This window comes from Ruegeria atlantica, from assembly GCF_013032005.1.
In the GTDB taxonomy this organism is placed as follows: Bacteria; Pseudomonadota; Alphaproteobacteria; order Rhodobacterales; family Rhodobacteraceae; genus Ruegeria; species Ruegeria atlantica_A.
The window spans coordinates 857,434-872,304 of sequence record NZ_WQBE01000001.1 but is presented as its reverse complement, the minus strand read 5'-3'; the positions used below and the strand labels follow the sequence as shown (position 1 = coordinate 872,304).

Annotated in this window: 17 protein-coding genes and 1 tRNA gene; 9 read left to right on the top strand and 9 right to left on the bottom strand. The window is 58.6% G+C overall.

Annotated elements, in window-relative coordinates; genetic code table 11:
- Window positions 1–19: 19 nt before the first annotated feature.
- Window positions 20–865 carry an AAA family ATPase gene (locus tag GOX21_RS04315; RefSeq protein WP_170348991.1) on the bottom strand — a complete coding sequence of 282 codons (846 nt, stop codon included), beginning with the start codon at window positions 863–865 and terminating at the stop codon, window positions 20–22.
- A 370-nt stretch (window positions 866–1,235) separates the two neighbouring features.
- Between GOX21_RS04315 and dksA the strand changes: the two genes are divergently transcribed.
- Window positions 1,236–1,658, top strand: a complete 423-nt coding sequence (gene dksA, locus GOX21_RS04310; protein ID WP_170348990.1) for an RNA polymerase-binding protein DksA — start codon at window positions 1,236–1,238, stop codon at window positions 1,656–1,658.
- Between the two features lie 72 nt (window positions 1,659–1,730).
- A complete protein-coding gene (locus GOX21_RS04305; RefSeq protein WP_170375718.1) occupies window positions 1,731–2,882 on the top strand; it encodes an FAD-dependent monooxygenase in 1,152 nt (383 codons plus the stop codon).
- A gap of 4 nt (window positions 2,883–2,886) precedes the next feature.
- Here the strand turns inward: GOX21_RS04305 and xth are convergent, their stop codons facing one another.
- On the bottom strand, window positions 2,887–3,666 hold the full coding sequence (xth, locus tag GOX21_RS04300) for an exodeoxyribonuclease III (RefSeq protein ID WP_170348988.1): 780 nt from the start codon (window positions 3,664–3,666) through the stop codon (window positions 2,887–2,889).
- Window positions 3,667–3,726: 60 nt separating this feature from the next.
- Window positions 3,727–4,050 (bottom strand): HesB/IscA family protein, encoded by a 324-nt coding sequence (locus tag GOX21_RS04295; protein ID WP_170348987.1) that lies wholly within the window; start codon window positions 4,048–4,050, stop codon window positions 3,727–3,729.
- Window positions 4,051–4,126: 76 nt separating this feature from the next.
- On the opposite strand from GOX21_RS04295, the gene GOX21_RS04290 reads away from it, so the two are divergent.
- Window positions 4,127–5,293, top strand: coding sequence for a deoxyguanosinetriphosphate triphosphohydrolase (locus GOX21_RS04290; RefSeq protein ID WP_170375716.1), 1,167 nt, complete (start codon window positions 4,127–4,129; stop codon window positions 5,291–5,293).
- On the opposite strand, the gene GOX21_RS04285 is transcribed toward GOX21_RS04290, so the two are convergent.
- Window positions 5,270–5,821, bottom strand: coding sequence for a hypothetical protein (locus tag GOX21_RS04285; RefSeq protein ID WP_170375714.1), 552 nt, complete (start codon window positions 5,819–5,821; stop codon window positions 5,270–5,272). The two genes, GOX21_RS04290 and GOX21_RS04285, sit on opposite strands and share 24 nt — an antisense overlap.
- A 134-nt stretch (window positions 5,822–5,955) precedes the next feature.
- Between GOX21_RS04285 and argS the strand changes: the two genes are divergently transcribed.
- The 6 genes from argS to GOX21_RS04255 all read left to right on the top strand — a co-directional run bounded on the left by argS (window position 5,956) and on the right by GOX21_RS04255 (window position 11,577).
- Complete coding sequence (gene argS, locus GOX21_RS04280; protein ID WP_170375712.1) at window positions 5,956–7,701, top strand: arginine--tRNA ligase; 1,746 nt, start codon at window positions 5,956–5,958, stop codon at window positions 7,699–7,701.
- A gap of 88 nt (window positions 7,702–7,789) precedes the next feature.
- Complete coding sequence (locus tag GOX21_RS04275) at window positions 7,790–8,854, top strand: SPOR domain-containing protein (RefSeq protein ID WP_170375710.1); 1,065 nt, start codon at window positions 7,790–7,792, stop codon at window positions 8,852–8,854.
- Window positions 8,851–9,858 carry a beta-N-acetylhexosaminidase gene (gene nagZ, locus GOX21_RS04270; protein WP_170375708.1) on the top strand — a complete coding sequence of 336 codons (1,008 nt, stop codon included), beginning with the start codon at window positions 8,851–8,853 and terminating at the stop codon, window positions 9,856–9,858. Before GOX21_RS04275 ends, nagZ begins: the two co-directional genes overlap by 4 nt.
- Window positions 9,848–10,642, top strand: coding sequence for a segregation and condensation protein A (locus GOX21_RS04265; RefSeq protein ID WP_170348981.1), 795 nt, complete (start codon window positions 9,848–9,850; stop codon window positions 10,640–10,642). The genes nagZ and GOX21_RS04265 overlap by 11 nt, the downstream gene beginning before the upstream one ends.
- Complete coding sequence (scpB, locus tag GOX21_RS04260) at window positions 10,635–11,291, top strand: SMC-Scp complex subunit ScpB (RefSeq protein ID WP_170348980.1); 657 nt, start codon at window positions 10,635–10,637, stop codon at window positions 11,289–11,291. The genes GOX21_RS04265 and scpB overlap by 8 nt, the downstream gene beginning before the upstream one ends.
- Before the next feature lie 64 nt (window positions 11,292–11,355).
- Window positions 11,356–11,577 carry a hypothetical protein gene (locus GOX21_RS04255; protein WP_170375706.1) on the top strand — a complete coding sequence of 74 codons (222 nt, stop codon included), beginning with the start codon at window positions 11,356–11,358 and terminating at the stop codon, window positions 11,575–11,577.
- Here the strand turns inward: GOX21_RS04255 and GOX21_RS04250 are convergent, their stop codons facing one another.
- From GOX21_RS04250 to GOX21_RS04230, 5 genes are all read right to left on the bottom strand, one after another.
- Window positions 11,578–12,657, bottom strand: coding sequence for a 2'-deoxycytidine 5'-triphosphate deaminase (locus tag GOX21_RS04250; protein ID WP_170358869.1), 1,080 nt, complete (start codon window positions 12,655–12,657; stop codon window positions 11,578–11,580).
- 61 nt (window positions 12,658–12,718) lie between these two features.
- Window positions 12,719–12,795: transfer RNA gene (locus GOX21_RS04245), tRNA-Pro, on the bottom strand.
- Between the two features lie 62 nt (window positions 12,796–12,857).
- Complete coding sequence (locus tag GOX21_RS04240; protein ID WP_170348977.1) at window positions 12,858–13,466, bottom strand: MerR family transcriptional regulator; 609 nt, start codon at window positions 13,464–13,466, stop codon at window positions 12,858–12,860.
- Window positions 13,467–13,484: 18 nt separating this feature from the next.
- Window positions 13,485–13,787 (bottom strand): integration host factor subunit alpha, encoded by a 303-nt coding sequence (gene ihfA, locus GOX21_RS04235; protein WP_008755922.1) that lies wholly within the window; start codon window positions 13,785–13,787, stop codon window positions 13,485–13,487.
- Between the two features lie 96 nt (window positions 13,788–13,883).
- Window positions 13,884–14,855 carry a beta-ketoacyl-ACP synthase III gene (locus GOX21_RS04230; RefSeq protein WP_170375705.1) on the bottom strand — a complete coding sequence of 324 codons (972 nt, stop codon included), beginning with the start codon at window positions 14,853–14,855 and terminating at the stop codon, window positions 13,884–13,886.
- Window positions 14,856–14,871 lie beyond the last annotated feature (16 nt).

The window sequence follows — 14,871 nt, the reverse complement described above, 5'->3', positions numbered from 1 at the left end:
AACCAGATGTTCAACAGGTTTAGCGTTTGCTGCGCGCCATAAAGGCCAGTCGCTCGAACAGATGCACGTCCTGTTCGTTCTTCAGCAACGCACCGTGCAGTTTGGGCAAAGCGTTCGCACCATCGCGTTTCAGGTCTTCGGACGTCAGGTCTTCGGCCAACAGCAGTTTCAGCCAATCCAGCACTTCGGAGGTTGAGGGCTTTTTCTTCAGCCCCTGCGTTTCGCGGATTTCATAGAATTGCGTCAGGGCAGTGGTCAGCAACGCATCTTTGATACCGGGGTGGTGGACCTCGACGATCCGGCGCATGGTCGCCTCGTCAGGGAAGCGGATATAGTGGAAGAAACAGCGGCGCAGAAAAGCGTCGGGCAGCTCCTTTTCATTGTTCGAGGTGATGATGACGATGGGGCGGTGTTTGGCCCGGATGGTTTCACCAGTCTCGTAAACATGGAACTCCATCTTATCGAGTTCCTGCAGCAGATCGTTGGGAAACTCGATATCCGCCTTGTCGATCTCGTCAATCAGCAGAACAATCTTCTCGTCGGCCTCAAACGCCTGCCACAGCTTGCCCTTACGGATGTAGTTGGACACGTCGTGCACGCGTTCCTCACCCAGCTGACTGTCACGAAGCCGGCTGACCGCATCGTATTCGTACAGACCTTGTTGCGCGCGGGTGGTGGATTTCACGTTCCACTCGATCATGCGCAGCCCCAGTGCGCCTGCCACCTGTTTGGCCAGTTCTGTTTTGCCCGTGCCGGGTTCCCCCTTGACCAGCAGGGGGCGTTCCAGCGTCACGGCAGCATTCACCGCAATGGTCAGGTCATCGGTGGCAACATATTCGGCGGTGCCTTGGAAACGTGCGGTCATGGGCCCCTCGTTTGGTTTTGCGCAATCTGTGTTGTTCGGGTTACAGAGAGGCGATGATTTTGACAAGCGGGCCACGGCGTCGCGGGATCAGATTTTCGTAACGACTCCAATCCCTTTTGCGTGATTCGACGTCCGGCGGGTGCCGTGTCTGTTGGGGATCGCCTAATTTTCGCCTGACAATTTCCACAGTATAACAAGGTTTTGTTGTTATTTGTCTCATATTTAGACATGCCGGGGACGTGACGTATTAAGACGACGTTTGTGTAGTGACATTCGTGCGTGCGTCGGATACATGCACCGCAGAAGGGAGTGCCAAATGTCAGGTCAAACAACAGCAACCGACGTTACTGGCCATACCGAGGGAGCAAAAATGAAGCAGGAAGTTTTTCTGCCGGAGGATTATCGCCCGGCCGAAGATGAACCTTTCATGAATGACCGTCAGCTTGAGTATTTTCGCCGCAAGCTGCTGGATTGGAAGAATGAACTATTGGCGGGCAGCCGCGACACGATCGAAGGGCTGCAGGACAACACCCGTAACATTCCGGACGTTGCAGACCGCGCAAGCGAGGAAACAGATCGCGCGCTGGAGCTGCGGACCCGCGACCGTCAGCGCAAGCTGGTTGCCAAGATCGACTCGGCCCTGCGTCGCATCGAAGAGGGCGAGTACGGCTATTGCGAAAAGACGGGCGATCCGATTTCGCTGAAACGTCTGGATGCGCGTCCAATCGCGACCATGACGCTTGAGGCGCAGGAACGTCACGAGCGTCGCGAAAAGGTCCACCGCGACGATTGATCGCTGGAACTTTTGGTACTAATTCAAACGCCGGGGCCTGTTGCTCCGGCGTTTTTGCGTTAAGCCGGTGCCATGGATATCAACGGTCTGAAATTCAATGTCATCGGCGGCGGAATAGGGGGGCTGGCAGCCTCTTTGGCACTGCGGCAACGCGGGGCGCAGGTCACGGTTCTTGAGCAGGCTCCGGCCCTGACTGAGGTTGGCGCAGGATTGCAGATCAGCGCCAACGGCATTGCGGTTTTGCGGGCGCTGAATGTGTTAGGGGATAAGCCCGAGGGCGGGCAGTTGTCGCACGGCACAATTCTGCGAGACTATCGCAAAGGTCGAGTAATAAGCCGTATTCCCGCACCGGCGGCCGGACCGACCTACTATTACCATCGCGCGGATTTGCTGGACCTGTTGCGCCAGGCGGCTTTAGAGGCGGGCGTTACTATCCAGCTGGGCGCGCAGGTGGCGCAGGTTCTCCAACATCCGGCAGAGGCGGAAATCGTTCTCAATGACGGCGAACGCTTGCGGTGCGACTGTGCTATCGCGGCGGACGGGGGCCGCAGCACCATACGTTCGACCCTGAACGGGCCAGAGGCCCCTCAGTTTACGCACCAGATTGCCTGGCGTGCGACTATCCCCTTGTCAGAACGAGAGGAGATGCCTTGCGCCTCACTGACAATGGGGCCTGGACGCCACGTCGTCACCTATCCGTTGCGCGATCAGCAACTGATGAATGTGGTGGCAATTGAGGAGCGCTCGGACTGGCAAGAGGAAGGCTGGCGGCTGCAAGGCGATCCGAATGATCTGCGCGCGCGTTTTGCCGATTTCGGGGGGCCAGTGGGTGATATTCTGTCTGACGTGACCGAAACCCATCTTTGGGCCCTGTTCCTGCGGCCTGTGGCGCAAAGCTGGCAGAACGGGCGGTTGGCGCTGCTGGGCGACGCCGCGCATCCGACCTTGCCCTTTATGGCGCAAGGGGCCTGTTTGGCGTTAGAGGATGCGTGGATTCTAGCCCGCACCTTCGAAGAACAACCCGATGTGACACAAGCATTTGCCGGCTATGAAAACCTTCGCCGACCAAGGGCTAAGCGAGTCGTTGCCACCGCCGGAGTTAACGCGCGAAATTTTCACCTGCGCGGTCCCATGCGACTGGCGGCACAGATGGTGCTGATGGCCGTTGGACCAAGGCTTTCGAAAAAATACGAGTGGATCTACGCCTACGACCCGACCGCATGATTGATTACAGGTCGAGCTGAACCCAGACCGGCACGTGGTCCGACGGTTTCTCATGCCCGCGCACGGCTGCATCAATCTGGCAATCTTGCATCAGATCGGCAGCCTGAGGTGTCAGCAGAAAGTGATCGATACGAATGCCATCGTTTTTGTTCCACGCACCCGCCTGATAGTCCCAGAATGAGTAGTGACCAGGTCCTTGCGTGCGGGCCCGAAACGCTTCGGTAAAGCCCAGATTGAGGATTTTGCGAAACGCCGCACGGCTTTCCGGTCGGAACAAGGCATCCTCGCGCCAGGCATCCGGGCGGGCGGCATCTTCGGCCTGTGGGATGATGTTGTAATCTCCCGCCATAAGTGCCGGTTCTTCGCTGGCCATCAGTTCGCGCGCCCGATGATACAACCGTTCCATCCAGGCTAGCTTATAGTCGTATTTCGGTCCGGGTACCGGGTTGCCGTTGGGCAGGTACAACCCGCAAATCCGCAGCGCTTGCTTGCCGATCACGGTTGCTTCGATCCAACGCGCCTGTTCGTCCTCATCATCTCCGGGCAGGCCGCGGGACACATCCTCAAGTGGAAGTTTTGATAAGATGGCGACGCCGTTAAAACTTTTCTGGCCGTGGGTTTCGACGTTATAACCACGTTCCTCGAATATCTCGCGGGGAAAGTTTTCATCGACCGACTTGATTTCCTGCAATAGGACGACGTCAGGTTGTGCTTCGTCAAGCCACCGGGGCAGAGCTTCGGCCCGCGCTTTGATGCCGTTGATGTTAAACGTGGCGATTTTCATGCGCGATCCTCCGGCTGACTGCCGGTTGATCTATCCCTCAACCACGCGGGCAGGGCAAGGTCACATTGAAAAAGACGTACCGCAGCCGCAGGATGAGGTCGCGTTGGGGTTTTCGATCACAAACCGCGCACCGATCAGTTCCTGCGTGAAATCGATCACTGCATTTTCCAGAAACGGCAGAGAAATCGAATCGACAATGACCTTTTGGCCTTTGCCTTCCAGCACAAGATCGTCGTCTTTGGGTTCGTCCAGCGCGATTTCGTATTGAAAACCGGAACACCCGCCGCCTTCCACTGCGACGCGCAGGGCCTGACCCTGATCCGCTGCGCCAATCTCGGCCAGACGGTCAAAGGCGCGTTCTGTAACTGTGGGGGGCAGATTCATGCCGGTCTCCAAAGGTTTATTTCCTTTACGCCTTACAATATAGAAATTGCAAGGACAGGCGACAAGGATAAGGCCTTTGGACAGAGCAGGTTTTGCCTCGGACCCAGGCCGCGCAAGGGGGCGGCTTGTACCCGAGGAGGAAAGCAGTTTCCGGTCATGCTTTCAGCGCGACCGGGACCGGATCATTCATGCCAGCGCGTTTCGGCGGCTGAAACACAAGACACAGGTGTTTGTTGAACATGAAGGCGACAGTTACCGCACGCGCCTGACGCATTCTATCGAAGTGGCACAGGTGGCGCGCACGATTGCCGGGGCATTGGGATTGAACCCCGAACTGACCGAAGCCGTGGCATTGGCGCATGATCTGGGGCACACGCCTTTTGGTCATACCGGAGAGGACGCCTTGCACGCTTTGATGGAGCCATACGGCGGCTTCGATCACAACGCGCAGGCCATTCGGATCGTCACCAAATTGGAACGCCACTATGCCGAATTCGACGGCTGCAACCTGACATGGGAATGTCTGGAAGGCATAGCCAAGCATAATGGGCCTGTGACAGGCGAATTGCCGTGGGCGCTGGCCGAGTGCAATGGTGGTTTTGACCTTGAACTGCACACCCATGCCAGTGCCGAGGCACAGGTGGCCGCACTGTCTGACGATATAGCCTATAACAATCATGATCTGTTGGATGGGCTCAGGGCCGATCTGTTCACGGACGCGGAAATTCAGCAATTGCCCATCGTCGGTGATTGCTATGCGGAAGTGGACCGCAAGTACCCCGGTCTGGACCCGTATCGGCGCAGGCACGAAGCATTGCGTCGCGTATTTGGGGTGATGGTTTCGGATGTGATCGACACCTCGCGCGACCTGATCGCTGAGTCTGGCGCGCAAACGGTCGAAGATATCCGGCATCTGGGTTGTCCGGTGATCCAGTTCTCGGCGGTGCTTTGGGCGCAACTTAAAGAGATCCGCGCCTTCCTGTTTTCGCGGATGTATCGTGCGCCCAGCGTCATGAAGGTCAGGGCCGAAGTGTCTGCGGTCGTTGAAGAATTATTCCCGATCTACTTGAACGATCCCAAACAAATGCCAGCCCATTGGCACGGCGATATAGAAGCGGCCCGGGATGAGACGGTGCTGGCACGGATTGTGTCGGACTACATTGCAGGTATGACCGACCGCTTTGCCTTGCAGGATCACAAAAGGCTGACGGGGCGGTCGTCACTCGATGCCGATATAGGCTAGCGCCCAAACCTGTTGGCCGGATTGCTCGTCTGCCAGATCAGCATCATCTGTGGGCGGAAAAACGATCATCGTAGGGCCATAGCCGCCGATCCCCATCGGACTGCCATCCGCATGGGTTGCCACGATGGGTTGGTGCGCCTGAATACTGTCCCATGGGATTTCGGACTGGTATCCATCCATCGCCATTGGTTTGGCAGTCTTCCCTTCGGCCCCTGCCATGACCATCACATCCGACAAAAGCGGACCAGAGAAGGCGACGTCGCGCTGATTGTCTTCGGGGCCGTAGGCAATTGTGATCTCCACTTGCGCTAGACCGTCAAGCATCGCGGCGTCAAATCCGGCGCCGCCGCTGTGCTGCACTTCGAGATAACCCAGCAGACCACCGTCATTTTCACCCCGAGCCGGTAAGTTGGTTTCCGTCACCGCCCCACCCAGCGTCAGAAGAACATGGCCCTGCGGCGCGGGCATATCGGCCCAGACCGGGATCGAAGTGGTCAGGACGAATGCAAGGGGCAGGGCAAGACGCATGGAACGATCTCCGATGTTAGGAATTTCCTGTGACCTTAGCTCGGTTTACCGCTAATCCAAGCGGAAACTGATCGCTTCCATTGACCTTGCCGCTTTGCGTGGTAAACCGCCGGGCAAGCAAAAGGACATCCGAAATGAACCTGTTTTCCGAGATCCGCGGCCTTGTACTGGACGCGCTGGCACAGATGCAGTCCGAAGGCGCGCTGCCCGAGGGGCTGAGCTTTGACAATGTGGCGGTCGAACCACCGCGTGATGCCGCGCATGGCGACATGGCGACAAACGCCGCGATGGTGCTGGCGAAGCCGGCCAAGATGAAGCCGCGCGACATTGCCGATGTGTTGGCCGGAAAGCTGGCGGCGGATGACCGGATCACCAGTGCCGAGGTTGCGGGGCCGGGCTTTTTGAACCTGCGGTTGGCGCCTTCGGTTTGGCAGGGTGTTTTGGCGGCAGTGTTGGAGAAAGGCACGGATTATGGCCGCTCGACTATGGGGCAGGGGCAAAAGGTCAACGTGGAATATGTGTCGGCCAACCCGACTGGGCCGCTGCATGTTGGCCATACGCGGGGCGCGGTGTTTGGCGATGCGCTGGCAAGCTTGTTGGCCTATTCCGGCCATGATGTGACCCGCGAATATTATATTAACGACGGCGGTGCGCAGGTCGACGTGTTGGCACGCTCGGCCTACGAGCGCTATCGTGAAGCCAACGGGTTGAGCCCCGAGATTGCCGAAGGCTTGTATCCGGGCGACTACCTGATCCCAATCGGCGAAGCGCTGAAAGAGAAATACGGCGACAGCCTGATCGACAAGCCGGAAAGCGAATGGCTGGACGATCTGCGCGAGTTCTCGACCGACGCGATGATGGACCTGATCCGCGCTGACCTGAAGGCGCTGGGCGTAGAGATGGACGTGTTCTTCTCGGAAAAATCGCTCTATGGCACAGGCCGGATCGAGGCCGCGCTGGAGTCGCTGACCGAAAAGGGCCTGATCTATGAAGGCGTTCTGGAGCCGCCAAAGGGCAAAAAGCCCGAGGATTGGGAGCCGCGCGAGCAGACCCTGTTCAAGTCCACCGAACATGGCGATGACGTCGATCGCCCGGTGAAGAAGTCGGACGGCAGCTGGACCTATTTCGCCCCGGATATTGCCTATCACTATGACAAGGTGACCCGTGGGTTTGATGCTCTGATCGACGTGTTTGGCGCGGACCACGGCGGCTATGTCAAACGGATGAAGGCAGCAGTATCGGCGCTGTCTGATGGCAAAGTGCCTCTGGATATCAAGCTGACCCAGCTTGTGAAGCTGTGGAAGAACGGCGAGCCATTCAAGATGTCCAAGCGGGCCGGGAACTTTGTCACCCTGCGGGATGTGGTCGATCAGGTTGGGCCGGATGTGACCCGCTTCGTGATGCTGACTCGTAAGAATGACGCGCCCCTGGATTTCGATTTCGACAAGGTGCTTGAGCAGAGCCGCGAGAACCCCGTGTTCTACGTGCAATACGCCCATGCCCGCGTGATGAGCGTGCTGCGCCGCGCCGCCGAGGCCGGGATTGTCGCTGATGACGTGACCCTTGCGGGGGCGGACCTCAGCAAGAACGATCACGTTTCGGAACTGACCGTTGCCAAGAAGCTGGCCGAATGGCCCCGTTTGGTTGAGATTGCCGCGCGCGCGAATGAACCGCACCGGGTTGCCTTCTATCTGTATGAGCTTGCAGGAGACTTCCACGCGCTGTGGAATAAGGGCAACGACGAGACTCAACTGCGTTTCATCCAGGATGGCGATGTTGCCACAAGCCAGTCAAAAATCGCATTGGCCCGCGCCGTTTCTGTTGTGATTTCAGCGGGCTTGGGTATTCTTGGCGTTACTCCGGCGCAGGAGATGCGGTAACAAACACCGCCCGAAGCACCGGTACGAGGTAGGCAAAAAATGACCCGCGCGCCTTATTTTCTGGCGTGAATCGGGCGGTGAGGCGGACATGGCACGTTACGATTACTCGGGGCAGATGCGCCCCGAGCAGATGCATTACACGAATCAACCACATCCTCAGGATGGGTATGACTATTCCGACGACATGCACGGGTATGAAGAAGCGCCGCGCGCGGCGGGTCTGGGTCGTATCGTAAACGCGCTGGGCGCGGTTGCGTCCCTGGCATTGGTCGCTGGCATTGGTGTTTGGGGTTACAAGCTGGTGATGCGCGATGTTAGCGGCGTACCGGTCGTACGTGCCATCGAAGGGCCCATGCGCATTCAGCCAGAAAGCCCCGGTGGAACACCTGCCGATCATCAAGGACTGGCCGTCAACACAGTGGCCGCGGTCGGAACTGCTGCACCCCCGGCGGATCGTCTGATCCTTGCGCCGCGCCCGGTGTCCCTGTCTGATGAGGACACGCCGGTTGAGCCTCTGAAGCCCACCCCGGCCGTGCATGTGGTGCAGGAAGAGATTTCTGATCAGGAGGCTGCTCAATTGCGCCTGGGTTCGGTAGACGCTCTGGTCGCCGAACTGGCTGGTGATGCGGCACAAATCGACCAACCGACCGAGCAGGGCGTGCAACTGGCCTCTTTGGTCGTGCCCGAAGAAGAGCCCGCGATTGACCCCGCTGATCTGGCCGCACAGTTGCCCGATCCGGAACTGGCCGCACTGCCGGGGGTTCGCCGGTCTTTGCGCCCCAACACGCGCCCGGCCCGTTCTACACCCACCGGGATCACCACCAGCAGCAGTACTGAAGACGCGATCAACGCTGCAGTAAAAGCTGCAGTGGGGCTGGATATTGACCCGGACACATTGTCCAAAGGCACGCGCATGGCCCAGCTTGGGGCCTATGAAAGCACGGATGTAGCGCGGGCTGAATGGGATCGCCTGAATGGCCGTTTCGGTGAATATATGGAGGGAAAACAACGTGTTATCCAGAAGACCTCACGTGGCGGCCGAACCTTTTATCGTTTGCGGGTTCTGGGATTTGACGACCTAAGCGACTCGCGTCAGTTCTGCGCTGCCCTCGAAGCACAAGGCGCCGACTGTATCCCGGTGGCCGCTCGGTGAGTTTCGGCGCGGCAATCACTGATGCCGAAGGCTTGCGCCTGACGCACGAAGAAAAAAGTCTGTTTCAAGAAATGAACCCGTTTGGGTTCATTTTATTTGCGCGCAACATCGATACCGCCGATCAGGTCCGTGCTCTGTGCGACGACTTCCGCGAGGCTGTGGGACGCAATTGCCCGATCACCATTGATCAGGAAGGCGGCCGCGTGCAACGGCTGCGCGCACCACTGGCGCGGGAATGGATGCCACCGCTGGATCATGTCGCGGGCGCGGGGGATCAGGCTGAACGCGCCATGTATCTACGCTATCGCCTAATCGCGAATGAGCTGTTTGAGCTGGGGATCGACAGCAATTGTGCCCCGATGGTGGATCTGGCGCGTGATGATACGCATGCCTTTCTGAAGAACCGCTGCTATGGATTTAATTCAAAAACAGTTTCCGGGATCGGAAAGGCGGTTGCCAAGGGGCATCTGGATGGTGGTGTTCTGCCAGTGATCAAGCACATGCCGGGCCACGGCCTGTCCACGCTGGACAGCCACCACGACCTGCCACATGTCGATCTGACGCAAGACGTATTGGAACAGACCGATTTCGCGCCGTTCCGTGCCTTGAACGACCTGCCGATGGGGATGACGGCGCATTTGGTTTATGACCGGATCGATCCACAACCGGCTACGATTTCACCCACAATGATCGGTCTGATCCGCGACAAGATTGGGTTTGATGGCCTGATCATGACCGATGATATCTCGATGAAGGCCCTCAGCGGCGCACCCGAGGAGATTGCCCGTCAGGCGCTCAACGCCGGGTGCGACGTGGTTTTGCATTGCAACGGCTCGTTTGAAGCCCGCGCCAAAGTGCTGGAAGCCGCCGGAGAAATGACCGAGCAGGCCGAGATACGCGCAGAAAAGGCGCTGGCAATGCGGCTAAAGCCTGCGGAACTTGACATCCCCGCGACTGAGGCGGAACTATCTGCCCTAATGGGCGGGCAGGTATATGAACGATAACCTTTTCAGCGAAGACCCGGTCTCGGTCGCGGATCGCCTTGCGGCCGAAGCCCTGATCGTTGACGTTGACGGGTTCGAAGGCCCGTTGGACGTGTTGTTGACCCTGTCGCGGACACAAAAGGTCGACCTGCGGAAAATCTCGGTTCTAGCGCTGGCGCAGCAATATCTGACTTTTGTCGAAAAAGCCCGGGCTCTGCGGATTGAATTGGCAGCTGACTATCTGGTTATGGCGGCGTGGCTGGCCTTCTTGAAATCCCGCCTGCTGCTGCCCCCTGATCCGGATGACGAGGGTCCGTCAGGTGAAGAACTTGCCGCGCATCTGGCGTTTCAGCTAGAGCGCTTGCAGGCCATGCGTGATGCTGCGGCCCGCTTGATGGCGCGGGACCAGCTGGGCCGCGATTTCTTTAAACGCGGGCAGGGCGAGGATGTCACCCGCATCCGCACTGTGACTTATTCGGCAACCCTGCTGGATTTGATGCAGGGGTACGCTCGCATCCGCACACGCGACGAATTCCGCCCCTTCGTGATGGACCGTGACGCCGTGTTCACGATGGAACAGGCGCTGGAGCGGATGCGCCCACTGATCGGCTTTGCGGGCACCTGGACGGATATGGAGACCTATCTGCCCGATGGTTGGGACGCTGACCCTGTCCGCAAACGCTCGGCCACGGCGGCGACCTTTGCGGCCTCGCTGGAATTGGTGAAAGAAGGACATATGGAGATCAAGCAGAGCGAGACCTTTGCCCCGATCCATCTGCGCAAGAGGACTGACACACGTGACTGACGCCCCCGAAGACGAAGGCACCGGCACCCTGTTCGAAGCGCCGCCGCTGGCAGAGCAAGAGCGCATGGTCGAGGCCGTGCTGTTCGCCAGCGCCGAACCGGTGACTACCTCTGATCTTGAGGCCCGGATGCCGCATGGCAGCGACGCGGCGCAAGCCGTTGAAATGCTTCAGAAACGATATGAAGGGCGCGGCGTGCGGGTGGTCAAGGTTGGCGAGGCCTGGGCCATTCGAACTGCCCCCGATCTGGGCTTTTTGATGCAAAAAGAAACAGTTGAAACCCGCAAGCTGAGCCGTGCGGCCATCGAAACGCTGGCTATCGTGGCCTACCATCAACCCTGTACGCGGGCTGAGATTGAAGAAATTCGCGGTGTTTCGGTCTCACGCGGGACGATCGACCAACTGCTGGAAATGGAGTGGATCAGGTTAGGCCGTCGCCGAATGACACCGGGCCGTCCGGTGACATTCGTGGTGACGCCGCATTTCCTGGACCACTTCGGGCTTGAGAACGCTCGCGACCTGCCGGGCCTCAAGGAACTGCGCGCCGCTGGCCTGTTGGAAAACCGGCCACCGCCGGGCACCATCCCACTGGGCGAGGGGCGCGAAGAAGAGCAGGATGAAGATCAGACCGAACTGTTCGAGGAAGAGTGATCAAACGACACTTTTGGTGTCACACAATTCGCCTATTTTGAGGGTCAGAAGACGGAGTTGAGCAATGAATGCCAATCGGATGATCGACATGATCGTACGTCAGGTCATGCGCCGCCTTGTCAGTAAAGGCGTTGACAAGGGCTTTGATATGGCAGGCCGTATGGGTGGTAAAAACGAACAGCCCGGCGAGGCCAACCGTGCCAACAACAAAGGCCCACGCCCATCCCAGAACCTGAAACAAGCGCAACGAATAACCCGTCAAGCGCGCCGGTTCATGAAGTTCTGATCAGCTAACTGCCTTGAAATGCTTGGACAATTTCAAGCCTTGTCCTTGGTAATTTGAGGCGATGCCAGCCCCGTACAGCTGGGTGGGCATTTCGGCCATTTTCTCATAGACCAGCCGGCCGACGACTTGACCGTGTTCCAACACAAAAGGTGCCTCATGGCAGCGCACTTCAAGCACTCCACGTGATCCAGCGCCTCCGGCGGCGGCGTGGCCAAAACCGGGGTCGAAGAAACCTGCGTAATGCACCCGGAATTCACCCACCATGGCCAGATACGGCGCCATCTCGGCGGCATAGAGGGGCGGGATGTGGACAGCTTCGCGGCTGACCAGGATGTAGAAGGCGCCCGGGTCAAGGATGATGCGGCCGTCGGTGGTGCGGACCTCTTCCCAGTATTCCTGCGGGTCGTATTCTCCGATCCGGTCCAGATCGATCACTCCGGTATGCGGCTTGGCGCGATAGCCCACCAGATCGGTGTCGGGCAATTGCAAGTCGACCGAAAAACCCAACCCGTCCTGAATCACTGCAGGACCGTCAACCAAGGGCGAGTCACTGTGCAGTGCGGTCAGTTCCGCATCGCTAAGCACGGCCTGACCTTGGCGGAAGCGAATCTGATTGAGCCGCATCCCCGGACGTACCAGCACCGAGAAGGAACGCGGGCAAATCTCCGCGTAAAGCGGGCCGGTATAGCCCGCGGGCACGCGGTCGAACTCGGTGCCGCCATCGGTGATGGTGCGGGTCAGCAAGTCCAGCCGCCCGGTCGAGCTTTTGGCGTTAGCCACAGCCGTCACGGTTTCGGGCAGGGCCAGCGATTCCATCAGCGGTACCAGATAGACGCAGCCTTTTTCCAGAACCGCACCGTCCGTGATGTCGATGCGGTGCATCTCGAACTCAGACAACCGATCCGCGACGGATCGGGTTTCGCCGGCCAGAAACGAGGCGCGAACACGGTAAGCCACTGTTCCCAAGCGCAAATCAAGGCTGGCAGGCTGAACCTGCGCAGGGATAACCTCGGGGTTAGCGGTGATTTCACCGCGCGCGATCATCGCTTCGATTTGCTGATTTGGGCATACACCTGTCATTCCGATCCCCCTTGATGCCAGAGCGGGATCTGGCCTGTCTGCCATAAACGTCGGTATGATTTGGTCGGGCTAGCAGGACTCGAACCTGCGACCTTCCGTCCCCCAGACGGACGCGCTACCAGGCTGCGCCATAGCCCGACGTTGAGGTGTTCATAAAGACTTTCCCGGCAGGGGCAAGAGGAAATCATCGCCTTTTTTTCTTATCCCGCCGTTCGGTTTTCAATGCGGTTAAGAACGGCGCGAAGGTCCTTTGCCACCGGAGCGATCTGTTTCAGCAGATCGTCATCGAAATCGGTGCGATTCCATGCCTGCGTTGCGATTCCACCCAGCAGGGGGGCCTCATCCAGAAACTCCGGTGTGGGTTGCGCCGCGACCGGCTGCGGTTTGGGTTCAGCAGGCTCCACCTTAGGGGCCTCGGCAACGGGTGCAGCGTCGTCCAGATTTAGGTTGATCTGTTCGCTTGTCTCGACTGGCTTAGAAGAGAAGGGCACAACTACACTGTCGTTCGCGGTGGCGTCCGGTTTGGCCACCTCGTCCAACCCTTGCGAAAGCGCGGAAACATGCGCTACGCCCTGTTCGCGCAGGATACGCTGAACGCCTTTGATGGTTATCCCGTCCTCGTGCAGCAGTTTCTTGATACCGCCCAGCAGGCGCATGTCGTTGGGACGGTAGTAACGCCGCCCTCCGGCACGCTTTACCGGTTTGACCTGATTGAAACGGCTTTCCCAGAATCGCAGGACATGAGCCTGAACGCCCAGCCAGTCCGCAACTTCACTGATCGTGCGAAAGGCGTCGGGGGACTTGCTCATGACCGTGTCGTCCTGATCTTACTTACGGTTCCCTGCGGCGACGCGATCCTTCATCAGGTGCGACGGGCGGAACGTCAGAACCCGGCGGGGTTGAATCGGAACCTCTTCGCCGGTTTTGGGGTTGCGGCCGATGCGGGCAGTTTTGTCCCGAACGCTGAACGTGCCGAATGACGAAATCTTCACCTGCTCGCCGCGCACCAAAGCGTCGGACATGTGGTTCAGAACGCTCTCGACCAGCTGCGCACTTTCGTTGCGTGACAGGCCAACCTCACGAAAGACGGCCTCGCTCAGATCCATTCGGGTCAGTGTTTTATCGCCCATACCATTTCCCCTGTTGATACCGCAGAATACGGTGAGGGGAAATTCGCTGTCAATATCAATGAATTGCAAGTCTGCGTGTAAGCCGAATTGCGCCGGTTACCAGCGCAGCACAACCGCGCCCCAGGCCAGACCGCCGCCGATGGCCTCGGTCACAAGCAGATCGCCCTGCTTGATTTGCCCGCGCTGTTTGCCGACGGACAAGGCAAGAGGAATCGACGCGGCCGATGTGTTGCCATGGTCCTGAACGGTGACGACGACGTTTTCCATCGGCAGGCCCATTTTCTTGGCGGTGCCCTGAATAATGCGGATATTTGCCTGATGGGGCACAATCCAGTCGACGTCAGTGTTGCTGAGGCCAACGCTTTGCAAAGCGGTTTCCGCCGTTTTGGCCAGTTTTTCGACCGCATGGCGGAACACCTGATTACCTTGCATCCGCAGATGTCCGGTCGATTGGGTCGACACACCGCCATCGACGTAAAGCAGGTCCTTGTACCGGCCGTCCGAATTGAGGTCGGTCGCCAGAATGCCACGATCCTGCGCACTGCCTTCGCCCTCTTGCAGCTCTAACACTAGCGCACCAGCGCCATCACCGAACAGCACGCAGGTGGACCGGTCCGTCCAGTCCATGATTCGCGAGAAGGTTTCGGCCCCGATGACCAGAACGCGCTTGGCCTGACCGGATACGATCAGGGCGTTGGCATTGGTCAGCGCAAAGACGAATCCAGCGCAGACGGCTTGAACGTCAAAGGCAAAGCCTTTGGTCATGCCCAACTGTGCCTGCACCATGGTTGCGGCAGATGGGAAAGTCAGATCGGCGGTCGAAGTTGCCACAATTATCGCATCGATATCGTCAGCCACTAGCCCCGCATCGGCCAGCGCGGCCTCGGCTGCCTTGGTGGCCAGATCGGACGTTGTTTCGTTTTCGGCGGCGAAATGGCGGCGCTCGATACCCGAGCGGGTCTTAATCCACTCATCCGTTGTATCGAGCGTCTTTACAAACTCGGAATTCGGAACGATGCGCTCTGGCAAATAGTGTCCGACACCAACGACAACTGAACGGCCTGCCATGCTTGGGTACTGCCTT